This is a genomic window from Pseudomonas sp. MWU16-30316, assembly GCF_020515645.1.
GTDB lineage: Bacteria > Pseudomonadota > Gammaproteobacteria > Pseudomonadales > Pseudomonadaceae > Aquipseudomonas > Aquipseudomonas cerasi.
Map to the genome: position 1 here is coordinate 54,733 of NZ_JAIZAZ010000006.1, position 25,670 is coordinate 80,402.

Consider the following 25,670-nt stretch of genomic DNA (forward strand, 5'->3'; position numbering starts at 1 on the left):
GGACTGTACATGAGTCGAAATGATCGCGACTACGAGGAAAAGCGGGATTACATCCGCATGCGCGTCGATGCAGACGTCAACCTGATCCACGCCGGCCAGGTCATCCCTGCCGTATGCATTGATCTTTCAAGCTCCGGCATGCAGGTTCAGGCGCCACGCTTGTTCCAGGTCGGAGACAAACTCAGCGTACGCATTGACTCTGACCATCCTGCGCTCAAGGGGCTTGAAGCCGAAACCGAGGTGGTCTGGGTGAATGATGAAGAAGGTGGCGTACAGAAACTGGGGCTTTCAATCGTCTCGATGAAGTGAAAACAGGCGGAACAGGTTCACATTTTTACAAAATAATAAAGGCGACCCAGGGTCGCCTTTATTGATTCATGCAGAGGCAAAGCAGCGATTAAAAATCGTCTTCGACCTTGCCATCCTTGACCTTGAACTCGCGGTTCTGCAAATAGGCATTGCGAATGAAGGTGTAGCGATCGCCACTGACCATGCGCTCGGCAGACAGCAGGCTGGCCCGCGTATCGACCAGGTTGACGCCCAGCGCCGTGTTACGGGTCGGGACGTGATCGATGTAGCGGTAAGGCGAGGTGTAGGTGTCCGGGTACTTGGCGAACGCATCACGTACGGTGCTTGGCCCCAGAAACGGAATGACCACGAACGGGCCGCTCGGCACGCCCCAGTAGCCCAGCGTCTGACCGAAGTCTTCATCGTTGCGCTGCAGGCCCATGCGGGTACCCACGTCGATGAAGCCCAGCAGACCGAAAGTAGTGTTGACGATCAGGCGCGCCGTGTCGACGCCCGCCGCTTCAGGCTTGGCCTGCAGCACGTTGTTCGCCAAGTTGCCGACATCACCGATGTTGCTGAAGAAGTTATGGATACCGTCTTCGACGAATTGCGGCGCGATGTACTGATACCCCTTGGCCAGCGGCTTGAGCGTGTAGGCATCAAGGGTATCGTTGAAGGTGAAAATGGAACGGTTGATACCTTCCCAGGGATCGTCCTCGGCGGCCTGAACGGCTACCGGAACCAGCGCGATGCCTGCACACAGGGACAATTGCACCAAACGTTTGATAAAGCCTGCACCGGTCACGGGCATAGCTGACACTCCTGATCGAGATATCGAAATAATGACGCGGGTGCTACGCCCCACACGCTAGGACAGGGAGTATAAAGCCTTCTGTCGAGAATAAGGCAGGTCTGTCAGCAAAGGGTTCCGCATAAACCCCGTCATCGCACATTCATCGAAGTGTCACAAAAGATCGGTAGCGTTTCTCGATATTTCAGAGAGATCCTCATGCTCGCCCCGGTCATCACGCCTTTGCCAACCTTCCCTGCCCTGCTGTTCGGCCTGAGCGGCTGCCTGGTGGACTTCGGTGCGCAGGCCGCGAACTCGCGCGCCCCTGGCCATGAGCACACACAGTTCACACCGGGCGCAGAGGCTATTCTGCAGACCCTGCGCGAGCAGAGCATGCCTTGCGCCTGGCTCGAGGAACTGCCTGAAAGCGTGAGCAGCGCACTGGCTGTGCCGGTGAATGACTGGATGATTCCCGCGCCCCGCCCCACTGCAGGCTGGCCCGCCCCGGATGCCTGCTGGATGGCATTGATGGCCCTGAAAGTCAGCCACCTGGATGGTTGCGTCCTGATCAGCGGCGACCCGCGCCTGTTGCAGTCCGGACTGAACGCCGGACTGTGGACCATTGGCCTGGCATCCTGCGGACCACTGTGCGGGCTCTCGCCTTCACAATGGCAGGCACTCGGCGATGCAGAACGCGAACAGCGACGCGCACAGGCCACGCTCAAACTCTATTCGCTGGGCGTGCATTCGGTGATCGACCACCTGGGTGAACTGGAATCCTGCCTGGCCGACATTGCCCTGCGACGCAGCAAGGGCGAAAAACCCTGATACATATGCAGCAAGGCGTTGACTGGATTAGTCTTGAGTGAACATGGACCTTTAACGCTCCGGCGAAGTCCATGAGACAGACTTATCAATCAAGGAGCACGTCATGCCCGCCCGCGAACTGCAAGAACAACTCAATACCCTGCGCGAGCAACTGGAGCATAACCCGCCGATGTCAGAGTCCGAGCGGGAAAACCTGCACGAACTCATGCAACAAATTGAAACTAAAATTCAGCTGGAACAGGCCACCCACGAGCAGGACAGCAGCCTGGCTGATGGCGTGAATCTGGCCGTCGAGCGTTTCGAGCTGGAGCATCCGACCATCGCCGGCACCTTGCGCAACATCGTGCAAACGCTGGGCAATATCGGGGTCTGATTGGGGGATGCCGTTCTAATGGCTCTGCGTCCGACCGCTGATGCGCGGTGCGACGCAGAGTTGTGACGCAGAGCGTCACCCAATGCATGCCCACACACCTATCGTTCCTCACGCTCCGCGTGGGAATGCCGTTCCGGACGCTCTGCGTCCACGCCCTTGGCGGCAGACGCTACTACTGCCGCGCCAGCCTGCGATTGCTCACGTCCAGCGTTTCTGTGCTGCGATACGGGTTGATATCCAGACCCCCGCGACGCACGTAGCGTGCGTAAACCGTCAGTTTTTCCGGTTTGAGCAAACGCTGCAGGTCGAGGAAGATTCTTTCCACACACTGCTCGTGAAAGTCCGAATGCTGGCGGAAGCTGACGATATACGCCAGCAGGCTGGCATGATCCAGCGCAGCGCCGCGATATTCGACGACTACGCTGCCCCAGTCAGGCTGGCTGGTGACCGGGCAGTTGGACTTGAGCAGGTGACTGTGCACGCTCTCTTCCACCACCCGCGAGTCATCACAATGCAGCAACTCGGGCTGCGGCCGGTCATAGCTGCTGACCGAGATGTCCAGGTCGTCGATACATACGCCCGGCAAAGCCGCGACACCTTCTTCTTCGATCGCCGCCAGACTGCGAATACGCACCCCGACCGGCTTGCCCGCCGCGGCCGACAGATCCTGCTCAAGGGTGGTCTGCAGCTGTTCGACGCTCGCGAAAGCTGTCTGATTCAGCGAATTGAGGTACAGCTTGAACGACTTCGATTCGATGATGTTCGGCGATTCGGCCGGAATACTGAATTCGCCAATGGCCACCACCGGCTTGCCGGAAGGCAGCAGCCATGACAGCTCGTAGCAGTTCCAGAAATCGACACCCTGATAAGGCAGCGTCTGCGCGGTGAGCCCAAGCTCGGCCCATTTTGCGGCACGAGGAATCGGGAACAACAGAGACGGCGTGTAGGTGGCGATGTACTCACTGGACTTGCCCAGCGGCGAGTGTTCGGCTGCGGGATGCATGGCGATACCTGGATCATGAATTAACGCGGCGAGTTTATAGCGTTTGCGCGGGGCTTTCAGCGAAATCAGCCTTGCCCCGCCACCCGCGCAGGCCGCCATGCGGCCTCGACGAAGGTGGCTAAGGCCCTGTCACTCGTAACGCAGTGCGTGCGCTGGCTGGATCTGCGCGGCGCGCCATGCGGGGTAGATGGTCGCCAGAAAGCTCAGGATAAACCCGGCACTGCAGATCAGCAGCACGTCACCGGCCTGCAGTTCGGACGGCAGGTTGCTGATGAAATACACATCGGAACTGAAGATGTGCTGGCCGCTGACCCGCTCGATCCAGCCCACCAGGCTGCTGACGTTCAGCGCTGCAATAATCCCCAGGATGCCGCCGATCAATGTACCGACAATGCCGATGACGGTGCCCTGGACCACGAAAATCGCCATGATCTGCCGCGGCGTGGCGCCAATGGTGCGCAGGATGGCGATATCTGCGCCCTTGTCGTTGACCACCATGATTAGCGTGGCAATGATGTTGAACGCCGCCACGGCGACGATCATCAGCAGCAACAGACCGATCATGGTCTTTTCCATCTTCATGGCGCTGAACAGGCTGCCCTGTGTGTGGGTCCAGTCATCAGCGCGATAGCCCTCACCCAGGCTGGCAGCAATGGCGGTGGACACCTGAGGCGCCTTGTACAGATCCTTGAGCGCCAGTCGCACACCCTGAACCTGATTGGGCTGCCAGCGCTGCATCTGCGCCGCATCGGCGATATTGATCAGGCCCATCGAACCGTCCAGCTCGGCACCGACCTTGAAGATACCCACAACAGTCAGGCGTTGCAGGCGCGGCGTGATGCCGCCAGGGGCGCTACTCACTTCCGGCACGATCAGGGTCAGCTTGTCGCCGATGGTCAAACGAAAGCGGCGTGCGGTGATATCACCGAGCACCACGCCGAATTCGCCCGGCTTGAGGTCTTCGAGGCTTCCGCGGGTGATGTGCTGCGTGACGATCGACACTTCATGTTCCAGCGCCGGGTCGACACCGCTGATCTGGATCGGCTGCATCGAGCCCTTGTAGGACAGCATGCCTTCCATGTCGGTGAACGGCACGGCAGCAGTGACTTCAGGGTTTTTCAGCGCAGCGTCGGCCAGCGGTTTCCAGTCATCGACCGGCGTGGTACCGGCAATGACCGCGTGCGGCACCATGCCGAGAATCCGCGAGCTCATTTCCCGCTGGAAACCGTTCATGACCGACAGCACCACGATCATCGCCAGGACACCGAGTGCCAGACCGATCATCGAGGTCATCGAAATGAACGAGATGAAGCTTTTGCGGCGTTTGGCGCGGGTATAGCGCATGCCGATGAAGATGGGTAACGGTCTGAACATTCGCGAAGCACCGTGGAAAAATACACCGTATAAAAACTGGAGCCCGACGCGATGAATGGCGCCGGGCCGGGTCGATCAGGCCTCGACGAGGCGGCCGTCTTCCAGACGCAGGACACGGTCCATTTGCCGGGCCAGGTTCATGTCATGGGTCACGATCAGAAACGCCGTGCGCGACGACGTGCTCAATTCACGCATCAGGTCCTGAATGCCCTGCGCCGTGTGGTGATCGAGGTTGCCGGTAGGCTCGTCGAGCATCACCAGACCCGGCTGATTGATCAAGGCACGGGCAATTGCCACACGCTGACGCTCGCCACCGGACAGCTCCGAAGGCTTGTGCGCCAGACGATGCCCGAGACCGACACGCTCCAACAGTGCGGTGGAACGCTTGCGGGCTTCAGGGATGGGCGTACGGCCGATCAGCAATGGCATGCAGACGTTTTCAAGCGCGGTGAATTCCGGCAGCAAATGGTGGAACTGGTAGACGAAACCCAGCGCCCGGTTACGCAGCAGGCCTCGGGCCTTTTCGCCCAGCGCCGACAACTCTTCGCCCGCGAGCCACACACTGCCTTCGGACGGCGTATCCAGCCCACCCAGCAGGTTGAGCAAGGTACTTTTGCCCGACCCCGAACTGCCGACGATCGCGACACGCTCGCCGGGGTGCAACTCCAGCTGCAGACCGGACAACACCACCACGGATTCCGGGCCTTCCTCGTAGGATTTACCCAGGTTGCGGCAACTCAATACTGCTTTATCAGACATGCCCGACTCACTCATAACGTAACGCCTCCGCCGGCTGGGTGCGCGCAGCACGCCAGGCGGGATACAGGGTGGCGAGGAAACTCAGGACCAACGCTGCACCGCAGACCTGGAACACGTCCTGGGCCATCAGTTGCGAAGGCAGGTAATCGATGAAGTAGACGTCGGCGTTGAGAAACTTGTGGCCGATCAGCCCTTCGAGTGCAGCAATGGCTGCGCTGACATTGAGCGCCGCCAGAATACCCAGTGCCGCGCCGATCAGCGTACCGACCACGCCGATCACCGTGCCCTGGACCATGAATATCGCCATGATCTGTCGCGGCGTAGCGCCCAGGGTACGCAGAATGGCGATGTCGCCCTTCTTGTCATTGACCACCATCACCAGCGTGGAAATGATATTGAAGGCCGCCACCGCCACGATCAGCAGCAGCAACAGACCGATCATGGCCTTTTCCATGCGGATGGCCTGATACAGGTTGCCGTGGGTGCGCGTCCAGTCACGCGAGTAGAAATTGTTTTCGCCCAGCTTCTGCGCGATTTCCCACGAGGTACGTGGCGCGGCGAACAGGTCGTCGAACTTGAGACGCAGGCCCTGCACCTGATTGGGCTTCCAGCGGTGCAGACGGCCCAGGTCATCGAGGTTGGTCAGCCCGAGGAAACCGTCGATTTCGCCAGCGCCGACGTGAAAGATGCCGGTCACCTCGAAACGCTTCATACGCGGGAACATCCCGGCCGGCGTCACCGTTACCTCAGGTGCAACGAAGGTCAGTTTGTCACCGATGCCGACGCCCAGCTTGGCCGCGGCCTTGTCGCCGATCATGATGCCGAAGCTGCCGGGCGAAAGACTGTCGAGCTGGCCCTGCTTGATGAAGTGGTCAATGATCGAGACCTTGCGCTCTTCAAGCGGGTCGATACCGTTGAGCAGCACTTTCTGGACCTTGCCGTCGTGAGTCAGCAAACCCTGCATCTGGGTGAACGGCGCCACGGCCAGCACCTGCGGGTTTTCCTGAACCTTCGCGGCCAGACCGCGCCAGTCGGTGATCGGGTCAGCGGATTCGATGGTCGCGTGCGGCACCATGCCGAGCACACGTGTACGCATTTCGTGATCGAAACCATTCATCACCGATAACACGACTATCATGACCACAACGCCCAGGGCGAGGCCGATCATGGATGTCAGGGAGATGAAGGAAACAAAATGATTGCGTCGCTTCGCACGGGTGTAGCGCGTGCCGATAAATACAAAAAGAGGTCTGAACATGTAGGAATTTGTTCGCAGGAATGAGGACGTCCGTGTGGCGGGCCTTGACGTGCAGCTTTACACTCGAAACTCTCTGACCACCGCCGCTAGCTTGGGTTCGCCATGTCGACATTAGATGAAGCAGGACGCCGCGAATACTACCGTATCGACGACAGCGTCGCACTGGAAATTAACCCCCTGTCTGCCGCCGATCAGGCAAGCCAGGATGCCATGCAGGACACCTCGACGCTGTTCGACCTGCTCAGCGAGCTGCACGTCAGCGAGTTCGAGTCGCAGCATCTGATGCGCCAGCTCGACGAGCGCGACCGGGTGCTGAACAGTTTTCTCAAGTCGCTGAGCAAGCGCATCGACCTGCTGGGCGAAGTGGTTGCCCACACCGCACTGGGCAAACTGGGCGCTCCCCAGCCGGTCAAACTGTCCGAAGGCGGGATCCAGTTCAATTCGCAACAGGCTTTTGCCGTCGGCGAACAGCTGTCGATCAAGATGGTGCTCATGCCACAGGCCGCGGGTCTGATGCTGCGCGCGAGGGTTTCGCAGTGCGACACGCTGGCAGACGGCAACTTCGATGTCAGCACCGATTTTGTCAATCTTCCGGACGCCCAGCGCCAGTTACTCGCCCGCCATGTGTTGCAGCGTCAGGCTCAGCAGCGACGTCAGGCACTGGAACAGGGCCAGCCCTCCGGAAATTGAACGCCCTGCCCCTTTTTCACTATCAGCAGTAGCCAGGAGTAAACGTGACCCTTATCTACGGCCACCGCGGCGCCAAGGGCGAAGCACCGGAAAACACCCTGACCAGCTTTCAGGAATGCCTCAAGCACGGCGTGCGCCGCTGTGAACTGGACCTGCACCTTTCAAAGGACGGGGAGTTGATGGTCATTCACGACCCTACCCTCAAGCGCACCACCGACCGGCGCGGCAAGGTCAATGAACACCTGGCAGCCGATCTGGTGACGTATGACGCACGCAAGGGAGGCCCTGGCTGGGTCTCACCGTGCCCGATTCCACGCCTGGAAGAACTCTTCGAACAATGCGATTTCGAGCACTGGCAGCTGGAGGTCAAAAGCGCTTCACGCACTCGCGCCGCCAACACCGTGCTGGCGATTCGTGAAATGGCTCAGCGCCATGGCTTGCTGGACAAGGTGACGATCACCTCCAGCTCTCGCGAAGTACTGCGCGCCGCGATGGACCTGACGCCGGACATATCGCGCGGGCTGGTAGCCGAGTACGCCTGGCTTGACCCACTGAAGGTCGCCCAGAGTTACGGCTGTGAAATTCTGGCATTGAACTGGACACTGTGTACCCCGGAGCGTCTGCAGAAAGCACAGCGTCAGGGCCTGCATGTGTCGGTATGGACAGTCAACGAGCCTGCCTTGATGCGCAGGCTCGCTGATTTCGGCGTCGACAGCCTGATTACAGACTTTCCCGGTTTGGCCACTGCCACGCTCGGGAATCGCTGAAATCGGTCTCCCCGGCCGGCTCAGGCCACCGGCCGGAGTCGCTTAAAAAAGCCGGTTAAGGCCGTCGTATGCAGCTACCCGATAGGCTTCGGCCATGGTCGGGTAGTTGAAGGTGGTGTTGACGAAGTACTTCATGGTGTTCGCTTCACCCGGCTGGCTCATGATTGCCTGACCGATGTGCACGATCTCGGACGCCTGGTCACCGAAGCAATGCACGCCCAGCACTTCGAGCGTCTCGCGGTGGAACAGGATCTTCAGCATCCCGACCCGCTCCCCGGAAATCTGCGCACGCGCCATGCCCTTGAAGAACGCCTTGCCCACTTCGTAAGGCACCTTGGCCTGCGTCAGTTCGTGTTCGTTCTTGCCGATCGAGCTGATCTCGGGGATGGTGTAGATCCCGGTCGGCACATCGTTGACATAACGCCAGCTGCCATTGTCGACCATACTGCCCGCTGCCGAACGACCCTGGTCGTAAGCCGCACTGGCCAGGCTTGGCCAGCCAATCACATCGCCGGCGCCGTAGACGTTGGAAACGCTGGTGCGGTAGGTCTCGTCCACTTCGATCTGACCACGGCCGTTGGCCTTCAGACCGATGTTCTCAAGACCCAGCTTGTCGGTGTTGCCGGTACGGCCGTTGCACCACAGCAAGGCATCGGCCTTGATCTTCTTGCCGGACTTGAGGTGCAGGATAACGCCGTTATCCAGACCTTCGACCTTCTCGTATTCTTCGTTGTGGCGAACCATCACGTTGTTGTTACTGAAGTGATAGCTCAGCGCCTGGGAAATTTCCGAATCCAGGAAGCTCAGCAACTGGTCACGGTTATCGACCAGCTCGACCAGCACGCCAAGGCCACTGAAGATCGAGGCGTATTCACAGCCGATCACACCGGCGCCATAAATGATCAGCTTGCGCGGGGTATGGCCCAGGCTGAGGATGGTGTCGCTGTCGTAGATGCGTTTGTGACTGAAATCGATATCGGCCGGCCGATAAGGGCGCGAACCGGTGGCGATGATGATCTGGTTGGCCACCAGCTTTTCCACCACACCGTTGGTGCAAACCACGTTGATGCTGGTCTCGTCGGCAAAACTGCCGGTGCCGAAGAACACGTCGACGCGGTTACGGGCGTAGTAACTGGTGCGCGAGGCCACTTGCTTGGAGATGACCATTTCGGCGTTTTTCAACACATCCGGAAACGAAAACCAGCGCGGCTCGCCGATGGCACGGAACATGGGATTGGTGTTGAACTGAATGATCTGCTTGACCGAGTGACGCAGGGCCTTGGACGGAATGGTACCCAAATGGGTGCAGTTACCGCCCACCTGCCGACGGCTGTCGACCATGGCGACCTTGCGCCCCGCCTTGGCGGCGTTCATTGCCGCGCCTTCTCCGGCAGGGCCGGAACCCAGTACCACTACGTCGTAGTTGTAGACAGCCATGCGTACTCCTTTAAACAGACCGAGGCGCCACTCTGGCATCTCTGGCTAAATCACGCGGCGCAGTCTAGCGCTACACCGAGGCGGCGAACATTAACCCTTGGTCGCGTCGAAGGCCAATTTTTGTCTGCACGAGGCGCCAGTGACCGGCTGATCCGGCATGTTGAATTAGCGCGACTGCTCCACGACCAGACGATCAAACGACGCGTTGCTGCGGATGATAAAGCGCTTATCGGCACGAATCACAAAAAAAGCAGGGATTTTATGTTCTTGCGCATAATTCCAGCCCTGTTGCGGGCCGAGAATCAACAGCAGGGAGGACAGACCGTCGGCCATCAGCGCCGAGGGATGAATGACGGTCACCGACGCCAGGCCGTGGCTGGTCGGCTTACCGGTCAAGGCATCGAGCGTATCGGAAATGCGCCACCCGTCATGGTCGATATAACGACGATAGTCGCCCGACGTAGATACGGCGTAGCCCTTCAGCGGAAATACCTTTTGCGTGACATTGCCATCATCGAGCGGCGCATCGAGCGTCACTCGCCAGGGCGAGCCGTCAGGCTTGAGCCCGCTGACTTTCAGTTCACCCGTAGCCTGCACCAGATAATCGTGCAAGCCGAGCGCGTCCATCCGCTCGCTGATGCGATCTACCGCATAGCCGGCGGCGATGCTGTTGAGGTCCACTTGCACGGCAGCACTCTTGCACAACCGGTCGCCGACGATGCGCAGGTTGCGATAGCCGACCAGCGCCTGAGTCCGGGCCAGTTGCCGCACCAGCGGCATCTGCTCGAACAGCATATGAGGCCCCAATCCCCACAGCTCCATCAGCGGCTTGATCGTCAGATCGAAGGCACCGTCGCTCTCCTGCGATAGCTGTTCGCCCACACCGATCATCTTCAAGACCGGTTCCGGCATCGCCTGGCAGCTATTGGCAGGCAATGCATTAAAGCGTTCGATATCAGAATCAGTGCGCCAGAGCGACATCTGCTGATCGACCTCGTCCAGAATCGCTTCAACCTCGGGACGCACAGCCGCAGGCTCTGGCTGCCCGGAAGCGCGCGCATACATCACGGAATAATGGCTGCCCATGGTCGGCCCGCCAAAGCTTTCCAGCTTGCGTTCCTGGCCACAACCACCGCACACCAGCAACACGAGGCACCCTGCAACCTTGCCAAACCTACGCAAACCCATGCCCCGCACTATAAAAACCTTCAAAGTGACTTGCCGCCATCGGCGAACAAGACAGAAAAGCGTCCATAAACCCGCCCTGACACCTCGTGAACAGCCCCAATACAAGGCCAACCGGCATATTGAGTGGTCGAAGGCGACTTATGATCCCTGCGTGACATGACTGTTCATCAGGTTTCATCAAAATGACACGCCGCAAGATCTCAATTGTCTTGACCTGTCAAGCGTCAGTTAACCGATAGCAAATCGCCGAAACGGTTGTCTTTGAGCCCTGTTACACATACTGTTACAAGTGCGCATCGCCAGTTGCACACACGAAGTGACGATGCGAACGGGATAAAAACGACAACGGACTCCAAGCCGACGAGCCTGAGCGAGTAACTAAATGGCCTCCACAACAAGTAAGGGCAAAGCGATCTTTCGCGTTGTCAGCGGTAACTTCCTCGAGATGTTCGATTTCATGGTCTATGGCTTCTACGCCACGGCCATCGCAAAAACCTTCTTCCCTTCCGACAGCGCTTTCGCTTCGTTGATGCTGTCGCTGGCGACCTTCGGCGCAGGCTTCCTCATGCGACCTCTGGGCGCGATTTTTCTCGGTGCTTACATCGACCGTCACGGGCGTCGCAAAGGGCTGATTATCACCCTCGCGATGATGGCAATGGGCACTCTGTTGATTGCCTGCGTGCCGGGCTACGCCACACTGGGTGTCATCGCACCTTTGCTGGTGCTGCTCGGTCGTTTGCTGCAAGGTTTCTCGGCGGGTGTGGAACTGGGTGGCGTTTCGGTGTATCTGGCTGAAATCTCGACACCGGGCCGCAAAGGCTTCTTCGTCAGCTGGCAGTCCGCCAGCCAACAGGCCGCCGTGGTCTTCGCCGGCTTGCTGGGCGTGGGCCTGAACCACTGGCTGAGCCCTGAGCAGATGGGCGAATGGGGCTGGCGCGTGCCGTTCCTGATCGGCTGCCTGATCGTGCCGGCGATCTTCATCATCCGTCGCTCGCTGGAAGAGTCCCCGGAGTTCGAAGCCCGTACCCATCGCCCAACGCTGCGTGAAGTGGTGCGCTCCATCAGCCAGAACTTTGGCCTGGTGCTAGGCGGCATGGCATTGGTGGTGATGACCACCGTGTCGTTCTACCTGATCACCGCCTACACTCCGACCTTCGGCAAGAACGAACTGAACCTGACCGACCTGGAAAGCCTGCTGGTGACGGTCTGCGTGGGTGTGTCCAACTTCATCTGGCTGCCGATCATGGGTTCGTTCTCCGATCGCATCGGCCGCAAGCCGCTGCTGATTGCCGCAACCGTGCTGGCCATCGCCACTGCCTACCCTGCCCTGTCGTGGCTGGTCGCACACCCGAGCTTCGGCAACCTGCTGATGGTCGAGTTGTGGTTCTCGTTCCTGTACGGCTCCTACAACGGCGCGATGGTCGTGGCGCTGACCGAGATCATGCCGGTCGAAGTCCGCACCACGGGTTTCTCGCTGGCCTACAGCTTGGCGACCGCGACTTTCGGCGGCTTCACCCCGGCGGCCTGTACTTACCTGATTCACGAATTGGGCAACAAGGCAGCGCCAGGCATCTGGCTGACCGGCGCAGCAGTGCTGGGCCTGGTGGCCACGCTGGTGCTGTTCCGCAAGGGCGGGCAAAAGCTTGAAGCGCCTGTGGCGGCTTCCGCCAGCTGATTGATCGCTGCATCGCAAAAGAAAACCCCGGCTCGAGAGACTCTCGGCCGGGTTTTTGCGTTTCAGGCCCTGCGTTTCCAGGGACGGAAGCTGAGCCAGAGCAGCACGCCAGGCAATTGCAGGGCAATCATGAGGCCCAACGACCACTGGTAAGCCTCGAACGAGTGACCGGCGCCCTGAGATGCTGGCCATAGATTAAGGACAGCGCCCATCAGCCACTGGAGGAAAAACGCCAGCACGAATACCACCAGATTGAATGAAGAACTCACCCTGCCCGCCAGTTCCGGTGATACCGATTGCGCCACAATGGCGTAGTTCATGGTCGTCGAGGTGCCGAAGAAGCTGAAGCCCATGGCAATCAGGTAAGGCGATACCGGCAAGCCGCTGGCCATCAGCACCTGAAAACCGATAAAGATCACCATACCGGTGCCACAGATCATGATCGGCTGCACACCAAACCTGCGCAGATAATCGGTGATCGCGCCGAACGTCAGAGATCCCGCCACCATCGCGATAGCTCCGAACAACAGCACATTGGCCATCCCGGAATCGCTCAAGCCCGCCATATCACGTAACCACGGCCCCATCCACAGAGACAGGACCGACATGTAGATGGCGTGCGCGAACACCGAGTACAGCGCCAGACGCCAGAACGTCCACGACGAGTACAGTTTGCCGACCGCGGCAAACATATCGCTGTATCGCGTGTTTTTACTTTCGTAGGCTTTGGGGACGCTGAGGTGTATGACCACCGCCACACAAAAGGTCAGCAGCGCCAGAACAAGAAATGCTTCTCGCCAGGTCAACCAGCTCAGCAGCACATGCAAAGGCGTAGTCGACGCCATCGCGCCCAGCCCGCCGATCGACAGCAGACAGGCGGTACTCAGTGGCAAACGCTCGACCGGCAACCAGATGGCACACGCCTTGATGGCGCTCATCAGCGAACCCGCCACCCCCAGGCCGATCAGACCACGCCCGATCAACAACCCCGTTTCGGTGCTGGAAATACTGAAGATGACCGAACCGGCAACCGCGAACAACAGCATGGGCGCCTGAACGCTGCGTGGCCCATAGCGGTCCAGCATGACGCCGAGCGGAATCTGCGCGGCGGCGAAGGTCAGAAAGTACACGCCGGTCAGCAAACCCAGACTGCTGGCGGGCAAGCTCAGGTCAGTTTGCAGATCGACGTAGATCACCGCATTGACGGTACGAAACAGGTAGGAAACGAAATGCCCCAGCCCGAAGGGGATGAAGATCGTCAGAAACAGCAGGAAGAAGCTGCTTTTGAGGGGGTGTTGCGAACCGTCCAAGGCCGAACTGCTCATCCTTGATACTCCATCGTCCAGAAAATCTGCGCGTGACAGATTCTCATGGTCAGCCATAAAACAAAACGGGCCGAAGCCTGCTTGCGCAGGGATCGGCCCGTTTATCTGCTGCCCCGGTCAGACCGGGCAGCTCAAGCGTTCAACGTTTACTGCGGGAATGCTGGCGGATTGACGTCTGCCATGTCTTCCATCACGCGAACTACCTGATGGCTGTAACCGAATTCGTTGTCGTACCAGACGTACAGCACAACGCGGTTGTCATTGACGATGGTCGCTTCGGCGTCCACCACACCGGCGTGACGCGAGCCGACGAAGTCAGTGGAGACCACTTCCTGCGAGTTCACGAAGTCGATCTGCTTGTGCAGGTCCGAGTGCAGCGCCATGTAGCGCAGGTACTCGTTCATTTCTTCGCGAGTGGTCTGCTTCTCGAGGTTGAGGTTGAGAATGGCCATGGACACGTTCGGCGTCGGAACGCGAATAGCGTTGCCGGTCAGCTTGCCGGCCAGCTCAGGCAATGCCTTGGCAGCAGCGGTAGCGGCACCGGTTTCGGTGATGACCATGTTCAATGCAGCGCTACGGCCACGACGGTCGCCCTTGTGGAAGTTGTCGATCAGGTTCTGGTCGTTGGTGTACGAGTGAACCGTTTCGACGTGACCGTTGGTGATGCCGAACTTGTCGTTGACCGCCTTGAGCACCGGCACGATGGCGTTGGTGGTGCAGGATGCCGCCGAGACGATCTTGTCGTCCGCAGTGATTTCACCGTGGTTGATACCGTGCACGATGTTCTTCAGCTTGCCCTTGCCCGGCGCGGTCAGGACCACGCGGTCGATGCCCGGGCAGGCCAGATGCTGACCCAGACCGTCGGCATCACGCCATACACCGGTGTTGTCCACCAGCAGAGCGTCCTTGATACCGTACTGGGTGTAATCCACCTCGGACGGGTTCTTGGCGTAGATCACCTGAATCAGGTTGCCGTTGGCGGTGAGCGTGCTGTTGGCTTCGTCGATGGTGATGGTGCCATCGAACGGACCGTGAACCGAGTCACGGCGCAGCAGGCTGGCGCGCTTGACCAGATCGTTTTCCGCGCCCTTGCGGACCACGATGGCGCGCAGACGCAGGCCGTCGCCACCACCGGTCTTCTCGATCAGGATCCGCGCCAGCAGGCGGCCGATACGACCGAAACCGTACAGCACGACATCGGTGCCCTTGCGTGGGCTGGTGCCCTGCTGACCCACTACACTGGCCAGTTCTTCGCGAACGAACTGCTCTGGCGTGCGGCCATTGCCTTCGGTCTTGAACTTCACCGCCAGCTTGCCCAGGTCCACCGAAGCGGCACCCAGCTTGAGCTCGCTCATCGCCTTGATCAGCGGGAACGTCTCGTGTACGGACAACTCAACCGCATCGGACTGACGATGACGCGCAAAGCGGTGAGCTTTGAGAATCGCGATGACTGAACGGTTGATCAGGCTACGGCCATAGATCGAGCTCACCACATTATTATTGCGGTAGAGCTGACCGATGAGCGGGATCATCGCTTCGGCGAGAGCTTCACGATCAATCCATTCACCAAGACACTGGTCGGGCTTCTGAGTCACGGGAACCTTCCACATGTAGGGGCTGAAAAAAGGGGCTACATTATGACCGCGCCTTTGTTTATGAGCAATGCACGGCTGTCATATCGACGCGCACTACATAATTTTCGCCCGTAAACACTCGGTAATACTCCGGAAAACTGACAGCCACCACCTTCCCCCGTTACAATCGCCGCCCCTGTTGCAACGCCTGGAGCCCGACCTTCCCGTGCCAGTTCTGCGTCTACCGCATCTTTCTGCCGCTGCAGGCAAACAACACTGGGGCAATCTTCCCGGTGCCACACTGAGCCTGGCCATTGCCGAAGCCGCCAGCGCGGCGAAGCGCTTCACCCTGCTCCTGACCGCCGACAGCCAAAGCGCCGAGCGGCTCGAGCAAGAGCTGAAGTTTTTTGCGCCTACGCTGCCGGTTCTGCACTTCCCGGACTGGGAAACCCTGCCCTACGACCTGTTTTCGCCGCATCAGGACATCATTTCCCAGCGTATTGCCAGCCTCTATCGCCTGCCGGAACTGGAGCATGGCGTTTTGGTAGTTCCCATCACCACCGCCCTACACAGACTGGCGCCGACCAAATTCCTGCTCGGCAGCAGCCTGGTGCTGGATGTTGGCCAGAAGCTCGATGTGGAAGCCATGCGTACGCGTCTGGAAGCCAGCGGCTACCGGTATGTGGACACGGTCTACGAACACGGCGAGTTCACCGTGCGCGGGGCGCTGATCGATCTGTTCCCGATGGGCAGCAAGCTGCCGTTTCGTATCGACCTGTTCGACGATGAGATCGAAACGCTGCGCACCTTCGATCCGGACACCCAGCGCTCCATCGACAAGGTCGAGTCGGTACGCCTGTTGCCTGCCCGTGAATTCCCGTTGCAGAAAGAAGAAGTCACGCGCTTCAAGGCGCGCTTTCGCGAGCGCTTCGACGTGGACTTCCGGCGCAGCCCGATTTTCCAGGACTTGAGCAGCGGCATTACGCCTGCCGGCATCGAGTACTACATCCCGTTGTTCTTCGAGGAAACCTCGACGCTGTTCGATTATCTGCCGCAGGACACTCAGGTGTTCTCCCTGCCGGGCATCGAACAGGCTGCCGAGAACTTCTGGAACGACGTGCGCAATCGCTATGAAGAACGCCGCGTCGACCCGGCCCGGCCGCTGCTGCCGCCAGCCGAGTTGTTTCTCCCGGTAGAAGACTGCTTCGCGCGCCTGAAAAACTGGCCGCGCGTGGTCGCCAGCCAGCAGGATGTCGACGCCGGTGCCGGACGCGAGCGTTTCCCGGCGCAGTCCCTGCCGGACCTGTCCATCGAGGCCAAGGCCACTCAACCACTGGCGGCCCTGTCGAATTTTCTGGATGACTTCCCCGGTCGCGTGCTGTTCACCGCCGAGTCTGCCGGACGCCGGGAAGTGCTGCTGGAACTGCTCGAACGCCTCAAGCTGCGACCCAAGACCGTCGACAGCTGGCTGGACTTCGTCGACGGCAAGGACCGGCTGGCGATCACCATCGCGCCGCTTGACGAAGGCCTGCTGCTGGAACAACCAGCCCTGGCGCTGATCGCAGAGAGCCCGCTGTTCGGCCAGCGTGTCATGCAACGCCGTCGCCGCGAAAAGCGCACCGACGGCGGCAATAACGATGCAGTCATCAAGAACCTCACCGAGCTGCGCGAAGGCGCGCCGGTGGTGCACATCGATCATGGTGTAGGTCGTTATCTCGGGCTCGCGACCCTGGAAGTCGAAAACCAGGTCGCCGAATTCCTGATGCTGGCCTACGCCGAAGACGCCAAGCTGTACGTCCCGGTCGCCAACCTGCACCTGATTGCCCGCTACACCGGCAGCGACGACGAAACCGCGCCACTGCACCGCCTGGGCTCGGAAACCTGGCAGAAAGCCAAGCGCAAGGCTGCCGAGCAGGTCCGTGACGTGGCGGCCGAGCTGCTGGATATCTACGCGCGTCGCGCAGCCCGCGAAGGTTATGCGTTTGCCGACCCGAAAGCCGATTACGCGACCTTCAGCGCAGGCTTCCCGTTCGAAGAAACACCGGATCAGCAGACCACCATCGATGCCGTGCGCGCCGACATGCTGGCGCCCAAGCCGATGGATCGGCTGGTCTGTGGCGACGTGGGCTTCGGCAAGACCGAGGTGGCCATGCGCGCTGCCTTCATCGCCGTGCATGGCGGGCGTCAGGTGGCCATTCTGGTGCCGACCACCCTGCTCGCCCAGCAGCACTACAACAGTTTCCGCGACCGTTTCGCCGACTGGCCGGTGACCGTCGAGGTGATGAGCCGCTTCAAGTCGGCCAAGGAAGTCAGCGCCGCGGTTGCCGATCTGGCCGAGGGCAAGATCGACATCGTTATCGGGACGCACAAGCTGTTGCAGGATGACGTCAAGATCAAGAACCTCGGTCTGGTGATCATCGACGAAGAACACCGGTTTGGCGTGCGCCAGAAAGAACAGCTCAAGGCGCTGCGCAGCGAGGTCGATATTCTGACCCTGACTGCAACGCCGATCCCGCGCACCCTGAACATGGCCGTGTCGGGCATGCGTGATCTGTCGATCATCGCTACGCCACCGGCGCGCAGGCTGTCGGTGCGCACTTTCGTGATGGAGCAGAACAAGCCGACCATCAAGGAAGCCCTGCTGCGCGAGCTGTTGCGCGGCGGTCAGGTCTATTACCTGCACAACGACGTCAAGACCATCGAGAAATGCGCCGCCGACCTGGCCGAGCTGGTGCCGGAGGCGCGTATCGGCATCGGCCACGGGCAGATGCGCGAGCGCGAACTCGAACAGGTGATGAGCGACTTCTACCACAAGCGCTTCAATGTGCTGATCGCCTCGACCATCATCGAGACCGGCATCGACGTACCGAGCGCCAACACCATCATCATCGAGCGCGCCGACAAGTTCGGTCTTGCCCAGTTGCACCAGTTGCGCGGTCGCGTCGGGCGCAGTCACCACCAGGCCTATGCCTACCTGCTGACCCCGCCACGCAAACAGATCACCCCGGATGCCGAAAAGCGTCTGGAAGCGATTGCCAACACCCAGGACCTGGGCGCGGGCTTCGTGCTCGCCACCAACGACCTGGAGATCCGTGGCGCAGGCGAACTGCTCGGTGACGGCCAGAGCGGCCAGATCCAGGCGGTGGGCTTCACCCTGTACATGGAAATGCTCGAGCGCGCGGTGAAGTCGATTCGCAAGGGCGAGCAGCCCAATCTCGACCAGCCGCTGGGCGGCGGACCGGAAATCAACCTGCGCGTGCCGGCACTGATCCCCGAAGCCTACCTGCCGGATGTGCATACGCGCCTGATTCTCTACAAGCGCATTGCCAACGCCGCTGACGAAGAGGCCCTCAAGGACCTGCAGGTCGAAATGATCGACCGCTTCGGCCTGCTTCCGGAGCCGACCAAGAATCTGGTGCGTATCACGCTGCTCAAACTGCACGCCGAACAGCTGGGCATCCGGAAAATCGACGGTGGCCCGCAAGGTGGCCGTATCGAGTTCGCGGCCGAGACGCCGGTTGACCCACTGACCCTGATCAAGCTGATCCAGAGCCAGCCCAACCGCTATAAGTTCGAAGGTGCCACGCTGTTCAAATTCATGGTTCCCATGGAGCGCCCGGAAGAGCGCTTCAACACGATCGAAGCGCTGCTTGAGCGCCTGACCCCGAAAACTGCTTGAAGGATTCACGCATGCGTCTGTTTCGTTCATTGATCCTGCTGCTGACGCTGATCGCGCCGACCGCGTTCGCCGACGGCCTGTATCAGGTCGAGATTCTGCTGTTTCGCCAGAACGGCGAGCCGGCCTCGACCCGCCAGCTTGTACCGGAAAACTGGGACAAGGGCGCACAGAAGATCGACGCGAACGATGAACGAAGCCCCGCCCTCAATGATCTGGCGAGCAAACTGCAAGGCAGTGGCAACTATGAAGTGCTGATGCAGCGCGCCTGGCAGCAGAGCATCGGCAGCGAACCGGGCAAAGTCGCCATCACCAATGGTGAAGAGCGGCTTGGGCATTTCCCGATCGAAGGTACAGTGAGTCTGGCGATGGCACGCTTCACCGATATTGGTGCACAATTCTGGGTCAACCAGTTGGACCCGCATGGCGTGGTCATCAGCAGTGAACGATTGAAGCAGACTGCCAGGGTAAAGAACGGTGAGCTGACCTATCTGGACAACGGCAACCTCGCGTTGCTGATCAAGGTTTCTCCTCTTTGATCTTTACGTACGCAAGGGACGCCCGGGCGTCCCCTTTCTTTTTGAGCATCGCTGCGGCGTAGGGCTTTTTAAAACTTGTCGTCCATTCTCGAAAAAGTCCTGGCTGCGGCCTGGACAGACCTATTCCACGAGCGAACGCTTGAGCGAGGGCGCGACTACGCCCGGCAAAAACGCATCGTGCTGGAAGACTCCAGCCCGCAGATCATCCGCACCGCCTGTCGGGGCTCGGGCCTGGAAATCTATACCCAGACACTGCTGTTCAAGGACCCCGATCGCTACAAGAATTACCTGACCTGCAAATGCACCTGCCCGGTTCGCAACGATTGCAAACATTGCGTGGCCGCCCTGCTGTTTCTGCAGGACCCGCAAAACCGTCCGTTGCTGCAGGCCGCACTGGCCTCGCACCAGCAAGAGCCGGAAAAGCCCGTCGAGCAAAAACCCAGGCTGCCGGAGCGCCTGATCGATGACCTGCAGCCACGGCCCAGGCTGATTCTGGCCAGCATCGAGTTCAGTGCCTACGAGCCGCGCAACGGGCGCATGCAGCGGCACATTCAGCACCGTGCCGCGCTGGCCTTTGCCTACGGCAAGCATTACGCGGTCGGCACCACCAACGTCAGCATTCTGGTCAGTTCGCTGGGCAGCGATCTGGTGAATCAGAAAAGCGACATCATCGAACACACCGACACCGAAACCCTGCGCATCCGTCGTCAGGGCGAACGGGAGCGGCAGTTGCGTCAGGAACTGGCCGACCTGGGCTTCAAGGTCGCCACCCGGCAAAGCAAGGCGTTGCCCGACAGCGCCGGCGACATGTACGAACTGCCCAACGACAAGGCCTGGCTGCACTTTGTCCTTGATGACCTGCCGCGACTGCGCGAGCAAGGCTGGGAAATCGACATTCAGGACGAGTTCGGTTTCGACGTCACGCCGGTGGAAGACTGGTACGCGGTCATCGACGAAGAGAACGAACGCGACTGGTTCGACCTGGAACTGGGCATCATCGTCAACGGCGAGCGCCTGAGCCTGCTGCCGATTCTGATCAACCTGATCCGCAGCCATCCCGAACTGATGAGCCCGTCGGCCGTGGCCAAGCGCGGGGACGAAGAACAATTGCTGGTGCAGCTCAACCACTTCACGCAAAGCGGCGGCAGCCCGGTACAGATCGCCCTGCCCTATGGCCGACTCAAGCCGGTACTGGCGACGCTGGGGGACTTCTACTGGCGTCAGGAGGGCAACAACGCGCTGCGCATGAGTAAAGCCGATGCGGCGCGCCTTACCCAGCTCGAAGACCTGCCGCTGACCTGGCAGGGCGGCGACCGCCTGCGTCACTTTGCCGAACGCCTGATCAACATCAAGGACGCGCCGGTCAGCCTGCCCGATGGCCTGAACGCCACGCTGCGCCCGTATCAGCTGGAAGGCCTGAGCTGGATGCAGTCGCTGCGCGAGCTGGAAGTCGGCGGTGTGCTGGCCGACGACATGGGCCTGGGCAAGACCCTGCAGACCCTCGCTCATCTGCTGATGGAAAAACAGGCCGGACGCCTCGACCGCCCGGCGCTGGCGGTCATGCCGACCAGCCTGATACCCAACTGGCTGGACGAGTCCGAGCACTTCACCCCGGATTTGAAAGTGCTGGCTCTGTACGGCGCCAATCGCCACCAGGACGCCGGCAATCTTCAGGATTACGACCTGATCCTGACCACCTACGCGCTGTTGCCACGGGACCTGGAACTGCTCGAAAAACAGCCCTTCCACGTGCTGATTCTCGATGAAGCGCAGTACATCAAGAACCCCAACAGCAAGGCCGCCCAGGCCGCACGCAACCTCAACGCACGTCAGCGCCTGTGCCTGAGCGGTACGCCATTGGAAAACCACCTGGGCGAGCTGTGGTCGCTGTTTCACTTCCTGATGCCCGGTTGGCTGGGCAACAGCAAGGAATTCAACAGCAATTACCGCACGGCGATCGAAAAGCACGGCAACCAGGACCGCTTGCATCACCTCAATGCGCGCATCAAGCCGTTCCTGCTGCGTCGCACCAAGGAACAGGTCGCGACCGAACTGCCACCCAAGACCGAGATCATCCACTGGGTAGACCTCAACGACGCGCAGCGCGATGTGTACGAAACCGTGCGCCTGGCGATGGATAAAAAGGTCAGGGACGAAATCACCCGCAAAGGCGTGGCACGTAGCCAGATCATCATTCTCGAAGCGCTGCTCAAGCTGCGTCAGGTGTGCTGCGACCTGCGCCTGGTCAATCAGGACATGCCGGTCAACAGCAAACAGGGCACCTCGGGCAAGCTCAACAGCCTGATGGAGATGTTCGAAGAACTGCTGGCCGAAGGTCGCAAGATTCTGTTGTTCTCGCAGTTCACTTCGATGCTCAGCCTGATTGAGGAAGAGCTCAAGCAACGCGGTATCGCCTACGCCCTGCTGACCGGGTCGACCCGCGATCGCCGCACACCGATCCATGATTTCCAGAGTGGCAAGCTGCCGATCTTCCTGATCAGCCTCAAAGCAGGCGGCACCGGCCTCAACCTGACCGCCGCCGATACGGTGATCCACTACGACCCGTGGTGGAACCCGGCAGCGGAAAATCAGGCGACCGACCGCGCGTACCGTATCGGCCAGGACAAGCCGGTGTTCGTCTACAAGATGATCGCGCGCGGCACCGTGGAAGAGAAAATCCAGCGCCTGCAACGGGAAAAATCAGCGCTGGCCTCGGGTGTGCTCGACGGCCGTACAACCGGCGACTGGAAACTGCGCGATGAAGACCTGCAGGCCCTGTTCGCGCCATTGCCCGCCGCGCCGAAGAAAACCCGCAAGTAAGCCCGTCAGGCGCTCATTCGACAGCAACCTGCTGGAGAATCTGCGCCGTCGACAGCACCGTAGCGTACTCGCCGTGCAGATTGGCCAGGGACATTGCATGCACGTCCTCGGCACTGCGCGGCGTGCCGAAGAAGTCCTGTTGATCGAAGGTAAAGCAGGCATCGTGCGCGACCAGCACATCAAACCCCAGATTGCCGCCACTGCGCGCGGTGGACTCGACCGAATTGTTGGTGATCACGCCGACAATCACCACCTGCCCGATCCCGTCCGAGCGTAACCACATCTCCAGAAACGATCCGCAAAACGCGTCGGGGACCTGCTTGCTCAACTCCCGCTCATCGGCACGCGGCAAGAACGCTGGCTGGTACTCGACCCCCGACTGCTCCGGCCAGAACACTGATTGCGGCGACGTCGAGAAATGCCGGACGTGGATCACCGGACGCCCGGATTGTCGCCAGGCACTCAGCAGCGCGCCGATATTCGCCTCGGCTTGCGGATTGTTACGCCGCCCCAGTTTGGGGTGATTGATGCCCTGCTGCATGTCGATCAGGATCAGCGCGCTGTTGCCTTGAATATCCATGATGAATCAGTCCGAACTTTTGGTTCAGCAAGACTATCGCAATCAAGGTCTATTCTGGTCGCAATCGTCGATAGGCTCAGGCCTGTCCGAGACCTGCCCCCAAGGAGAACATCATGATCGAACACCTTAAACTCGCCGGCAAAGTAGCGCTCGTGCAGGGCGGCTCACGCGGTATCGGCGCGGCCATTGTCCAGCGACTGGCCAAAGAAGGCGCTGCCGTGGCGTTTACCTACGTCAGCTCCGAGGTCAACGCTCTGGAGATTCAGGACAGCATCGTCGCCAACGGCGGCCGGGCCCTGGCCATTCGCGCCGACAGCGCCGACGAAAAAGCCATCCGCCAGGCCGTACAGACCACCGCCGAGACCCTAGGCAGGCTGGATATTCTGGTCAACAACGCCGGCATTCTGGCCATTGCGCCGCTCAATGAATTCAGCATGCAGGACTTCGACAAAACTCTGGCAATCAACGTGCGCAGCGTGTTCATCGCCAGCCAGGAAGCCGCTCGGCACATGGAAGAAGGCGGCCGCATCATCAACATCGGCAGCACCAACGCCGATCGCATGCCCTTTGCGGGCGGTGCCACGTACGCCATGAGCAAGTCGGCGCTGATCGGCCTGACCAAAGGCATGGCCCGCGACCTCGGCCCGCAGGGCATCACCGTCAACAACGTCCAGCCCGGCCCGGTGGACACCGACATGAACCCGGCGCAGGGCGAATTCGCCGAAACCCTGAAAGCACTGATGGCCCTGCCCCGCTACGGCACCAGCGAAGAAATTGCCAGCTTCGTTGCCTACCTCGCTGGGCCGGAAGCGAGCTACATCACCGGTGCCAGCCTGACCATCGATGGCGGCTTTAGCGCCTGAAGCCTCCACCACATGCGGCCCTTTACCCAAGGGCCGCATCCGCTACAAAGGCTTTTTACTGGCGAATCGTCGTTTATTTGCTTAAGCGCATGAAAAATCTGAAAAAAAGTTTTGCGTTAGGAAAAGGTTTCGACTACATTAGCGCGCCTCGACAGACACAACGTTGTCGTCGAGATACGGTGAGGTGTCCGAGTGGCTTAAGGAGCACGCCTGGAAAGTGTGTATACAAGAAATTGTATCGAGGGTTCGAATCCCTCCTTCACCGCCATACTGAAACAACGCGAAGCCCCTGAATTCATTAGTGAATATCAGGGGCTTCGTGGTTTTTGGCGTTTGAAAAAAGCCCCCATGGGATCGATATGGGAACACGATCAGGATAAATGCTCATGGATAGCCTTTGGCTTAAGGTAACAATTCCGATTGTCGTCGCCGTGCTCGCATGGGTACTGAAAACTTCCAAAGAGCGAAAATCTGTAGGCGTAGCGATTCATGCAGAGATGTCGGCGCTTGTTGAGATTGCGCAGGCGCGTGAATATCAGGAAGGATTCATGGAGTGCGCCTCTGAACTCCAACGGGTGCCAATTGATGAGCGGAAAATTATTAAGCTCTTCGTTCCTATACCGGAACACTACTGCCGGGTGTATGCGGGCAATATCCAGCAATTAGGGCTTTTGGATGCAGACGAAGCGCCGTTGGTAGTCCGTTTCTATCAGTATGTAGACAGCGTGGTAAGGGATGTTTCAGAGGGGGGCGTTCTATTCGAAGGCACAGATGACCCAGATTCATTTACCGCTGCATACCTGATGATAGGACAAGCGTTTGACCTAGAACGCGAGCTCGCCCAGTTGCGGAATAGGAAGCAAGAGGCGCCTTGGTACAAGCGCCTATGGAGAGTCGTTGGCTGAAAGCAATCAGATAGGGCCCATTCCTAAAGCGTGCTCAAGAATTGCTATAACGTCTGGGCCATCCTCATTTATCCAAGTGCCGTAGTGCTTGCGGATCATGTTGCCGCTGGTGTGGCCCATCTGTTCAGCGATCCAGTCAAGCGACGCCCCCCCCCCCCACTGCTGAGCAACTGGCTAGCGTAGGTGTGTCGGCACTGGCCAGGTCCACGATAACGGACACCTGCATGCTCCAGGTGAGTTTTAAAAAAACAATCACGGATCGTAAAGTCGCTAACGTGCGGCTCGCCACTGGAAGTGTTCAAGAACACAAAATGCAGCTTGTGCTGCCTGACTGTGCGTTTATCCCGCTGCACAACGTCCACAGTCTGCGGCTTCGAGCCCTTGGTAATAGCCTTCAATTTTCTGAGGGCATCAAGTGCTGGAGCAAGTAGGCGGACCTTGCGCATTGACCGTCTAGTTTTCGTCACCCCGATAGTCGCCCCGCACTTTCGACCTACAAAACGTCACAGTACCCGCCTACAGACCCACACCTTCCCAAGCCAGGCCAATCGTCTCGTAAACACGCGGTCCGGCCCAAATAATGAATTGCACCATCGGCAGTTCGAAGGTACGACTGGTTGCCGGTCAACTCCAAGCCAAACCACGCCTGGGCAAATGCGATGATGTAGCTGCGGAAAATCCCGGACTGGGCGCGGCTGGCCGACAGGAACATCTGGTTATCACCGGTCAGCACCGCATCTATAAAGGCTTCGCCGGCGAATTAGTAGGTCAGGCCCACCTGACGGCTTTTGAGAATGTTCCGGATCCTTGCGGTCAGCGGGTTTTGTTTGGCCGCGAACAACTCTTTCTGATAGCCGTACATCTTGCTGATGAACTTGTCGAGAAAGCCCACTTCGCGCAGCTCGATGACGGTCGTTTTTGACCTTCTTTTCCCGCTTCTTACGATCTTGGGTCGACT

Annotated in this window: 21 protein-coding genes, 1 tRNA gene and 2 pseudogenes; 12 read left to right on the top strand and 12 right to left on the bottom strand. The window is 59.6% G+C overall.

Going from position 1 to position 25,670, the window contains the following annotated elements; genetic code table 11:
• The first annotated feature begins 9 nt into the window (after positions 1–9).
• On the top strand, positions 10–309 hold the full coding sequence (locus LCH65_RS19075) for a PilZ domain-containing protein (RefSeq protein WP_003371638.1): 300 nt from the start codon (positions 10–12) through the stop codon (positions 307–309).
• Between the two features lie 88 nt (positions 310–397).
• Here LCH65_RS19075 and LCH65_RS19080 read toward each other — a convergent pair whose 3' ends face one another.
• Positions 398–1,099, bottom strand: coding sequence for a VacJ family lipoprotein (locus LCH65_RS19080; protein WP_003371636.1), 702 nt, complete (start codon positions 1,097–1,099; stop codon positions 398–400).
• 198 nt (positions 1,100–1,297) lie between these two features.
• On the opposite strand from LCH65_RS19080, the gene LCH65_RS19085 reads away from it, so the two are divergent.
• Positions 1,298–1,906: a hypothetical protein gene (locus LCH65_RS19085; RefSeq protein ID WP_003436603.1), complete on the top strand. Its 609-nt coding sequence runs from the start codon at positions 1,298–1,300 to the stop codon at positions 1,904–1,906.
• Between the two features lie 103 nt (positions 1,907–2,009).
• Positions 2,010–2,279: a DUF4404 family protein gene (locus LCH65_RS19090; RefSeq protein WP_003315072.1), complete on the top strand. Its 270-nt coding sequence runs from the start codon at positions 2,010–2,012 to the stop codon at positions 2,277–2,279.
• Positions 2,280–2,451: 172 nt separating this feature from the next.
• On the opposite strand, the gene queF is transcribed toward LCH65_RS19090, so the two are convergent.
• The 4 genes from queF to LCH65_RS19110 all read right to left on the bottom strand — a co-directional run bounded on the left by queF (position 2,452) and on the right by LCH65_RS19110 (position 6,673).
• A complete protein-coding gene (gene queF / locus LCH65_RS19095) occupies positions 2,452–3,282 on the bottom strand; it encodes an NADPH-dependent 7-cyano-7-deazaguanine reductase QueF (protein WP_003436606.1) in 831 nt (276 codons plus the stop codon).
• Between the two features lie 129 nt (positions 3,283–3,411).
• On the bottom strand, positions 3,412–4,656 hold the full coding sequence (locus LCH65_RS19100) for a lipoprotein-releasing ABC transporter permease subunit (protein WP_096105645.1): 1,245 nt from the start codon (positions 4,654–4,656) through the stop codon (positions 3,412–3,414).
• Positions 4,657–4,731: 75 nt separating this feature from the next.
• Entirely contained in the window at positions 4,732–5,415 is a 684-nt protein-coding gene (lolD, locus tag LCH65_RS19105) for a lipoprotein-releasing ABC transporter ATP-binding protein LolD (protein ID WP_016567727.1), read from the bottom strand.
• Positions 5,416–5,422: 7 nt separating this feature from the next.
• Positions 5,423–6,673 carry a lipoprotein-releasing ABC transporter permease subunit gene (locus tag LCH65_RS19110; protein WP_003315078.1) on the bottom strand — a complete coding sequence of 417 codons (1,251 nt, stop codon included), beginning with the start codon at positions 6,671–6,673 and terminating at the stop codon, positions 5,423–5,425.
• Positions 6,674–6,775: 102 nt separating this feature from the next.
• On the opposite strand from LCH65_RS19110, the gene LCH65_RS19115 reads away from it, so the two are divergent.
• Together LCH65_RS19115 and LCH65_RS19120 are read left to right on the top strand one after the other, a co-directional pair.
• A complete protein-coding gene (locus tag LCH65_RS19115) occupies positions 6,776–7,363 on the top strand; it encodes a PilZ domain-containing protein (RefSeq protein WP_003371621.1) in 588 nt (195 codons plus the stop codon).
• A gap of 44 nt (positions 7,364–7,407) precedes the next feature.
• A complete protein-coding gene (locus LCH65_RS19120) occupies positions 7,408–8,130 on the top strand; it encodes a glycerophosphodiester phosphodiesterase (RefSeq protein WP_003371619.1) in 723 nt (240 codons plus the stop codon).
• A 42-nt stretch (positions 8,131–8,172) separates the two neighbouring features.
• Here the strand turns inward: LCH65_RS19120 and sthA are convergent, their stop codons facing one another.
• Both sthA and LCH65_RS19130 read right to left on the bottom strand, forming a co-directional pair.
• Positions 8,173–9,567, bottom strand: a complete 1,395-nt coding sequence (gene sthA / locus LCH65_RS19125; protein ID WP_003436620.1) for a Si-specific NAD(P)(+) transhydrogenase — start codon at positions 9,565–9,567, stop codon at positions 8,173–8,175.
• Between the two features lie 165 nt (positions 9,568–9,732).
• Positions 9,733–10,755 (bottom strand): FAD:protein FMN transferase, encoded by a 1,023-nt coding sequence (locus LCH65_RS19130; protein WP_226439722.1) that lies wholly within the window; start codon positions 10,753–10,755, stop codon positions 9,733–9,735.
• A gap of 382 nt (positions 10,756–11,137) precedes the next feature.
• On the opposite strand from LCH65_RS19130, the gene LCH65_RS19135 reads away from it, so the two are divergent.
• Positions 11,138–12,430 carry an MFS transporter gene (locus tag LCH65_RS19135; RefSeq protein ID WP_003415899.1) on the top strand — a complete coding sequence of 431 codons (1,293 nt, stop codon included), beginning with the start codon at positions 11,138–11,140 and terminating at the stop codon, positions 12,428–12,430.
• 62 nt (positions 12,431–12,492) lie between these two features.
• On the opposite strand, the gene LCH65_RS19140 is transcribed toward LCH65_RS19135, so the two are convergent.
• Both LCH65_RS19140 and LCH65_RS19145 read right to left on the bottom strand, forming a co-directional pair.
• Positions 12,493–13,755: an MFS transporter gene (locus LCH65_RS19140; RefSeq protein ID WP_060708887.1), complete on the bottom strand. Its 1,263-nt coding sequence runs from the start codon at positions 13,753–13,755 to the stop codon at positions 12,493–12,495.
• 146 nt (positions 13,756–13,901) lie between these two features.
• Positions 13,902–15,365 (bottom strand): glyceraldehyde-3-phosphate dehydrogenase, encoded by a 1,464-nt coding sequence (locus tag LCH65_RS19145; protein WP_003371610.1) that lies wholly within the window; start codon positions 15,363–15,365, stop codon positions 13,902–13,904.
• Positions 15,366–15,555: 190 nt separating this feature from the next.
• On the opposite strand from LCH65_RS19145, the gene mfd reads away from it, so the two are divergent.
• The 3 genes from mfd to LCH65_RS19160 all read left to right on the top strand — a co-directional run bounded on the left by mfd (position 15,556) and on the right by LCH65_RS19160 (position 22,364).
• On the top strand, positions 15,556–19,008 hold the full coding sequence (mfd, locus tag LCH65_RS19150) for a transcription-repair coupling factor (protein ID WP_003436628.1): 3,453 nt from the start codon (positions 15,556–15,558) through the stop codon (positions 19,006–19,008).
• 11 nt (positions 19,009–19,019) lie between these two features.
• Positions 19,020–19,544, top strand: coding sequence for a CsiV family protein (locus LCH65_RS19155; RefSeq protein WP_003436629.1), 525 nt, complete (start codon positions 19,020–19,022; stop codon positions 19,542–19,544).
• A 75-nt stretch (positions 19,545–19,619) separates the two neighbouring features.
• A complete protein-coding gene (locus tag LCH65_RS19160; RefSeq protein ID WP_074808048.1) occupies positions 19,620–22,364 on the top strand; it encodes a DEAD/DEAH box helicase in 2,745 nt (914 codons plus the stop codon).
• Between the two features lie 13 nt (positions 22,365–22,377).
• On the opposite strand, the gene LCH65_RS19165 is transcribed toward LCH65_RS19160, so the two are convergent.
• A complete protein-coding gene (locus tag LCH65_RS19165; RefSeq protein WP_060403860.1) occupies positions 22,378–22,944 on the bottom strand; it encodes a cysteine hydrolase family protein in 567 nt (188 codons plus the stop codon).
• A gap of 113 nt (positions 22,945–23,057) precedes the next feature.
• Here LCH65_RS19165 and LCH65_RS19170 point away from each other — a divergent pair, with 113 nt between their 5' ends.
• From LCH65_RS19170 to LCH65_RS19180, 3 genes are all read left to right on the top strand, one after another.
• A complete protein-coding gene (locus LCH65_RS19170; RefSeq protein ID WP_003436634.1) occupies positions 23,058–23,807 on the top strand; it encodes a 3-oxoacyl-ACP reductase family protein in 750 nt (249 codons plus the stop codon).
• A gap of 178 nt (positions 23,808–23,985) precedes the next feature.
• Positions 23,986–24,075: transfer RNA gene (locus tag LCH65_RS19175), tRNA-Ser, on the top strand.
• Between the two features lie 118 nt (positions 24,076–24,193).
• Positions 24,194–24,712 (top strand): hypothetical protein, encoded by a 519-nt coding sequence (locus LCH65_RS19180; protein WP_052735656.1) that lies wholly within the window; start codon positions 24,194–24,196, stop codon positions 24,710–24,712.
• Between the two features lie 6 nt (positions 24,713–24,718).
• On the opposite strand, the pseudogene LCH65_RS19185 reads toward LCH65_RS19180, so the two are convergent.
• Both LCH65_RS19185 and LCH65_RS19190 read right to left on the bottom strand, forming a co-directional pair.
• A pseudogene (locus LCH65_RS19185) lies at positions 24,719–25,330 on the bottom strand (tyrosine-type recombinase/integrase); the annotation flags it as partial.
• Positions 25,329–25,662 (bottom strand): annotated as a pseudogene (locus tag LCH65_RS19190) (terminase family protein); the annotation flags it as partial. The pseudogenes LCH65_RS19185 and LCH65_RS19190, both read right to left, overlap by 2 nt.
• Between the last annotated feature and the right edge of the window lie 8 nt (positions 25,663–25,670).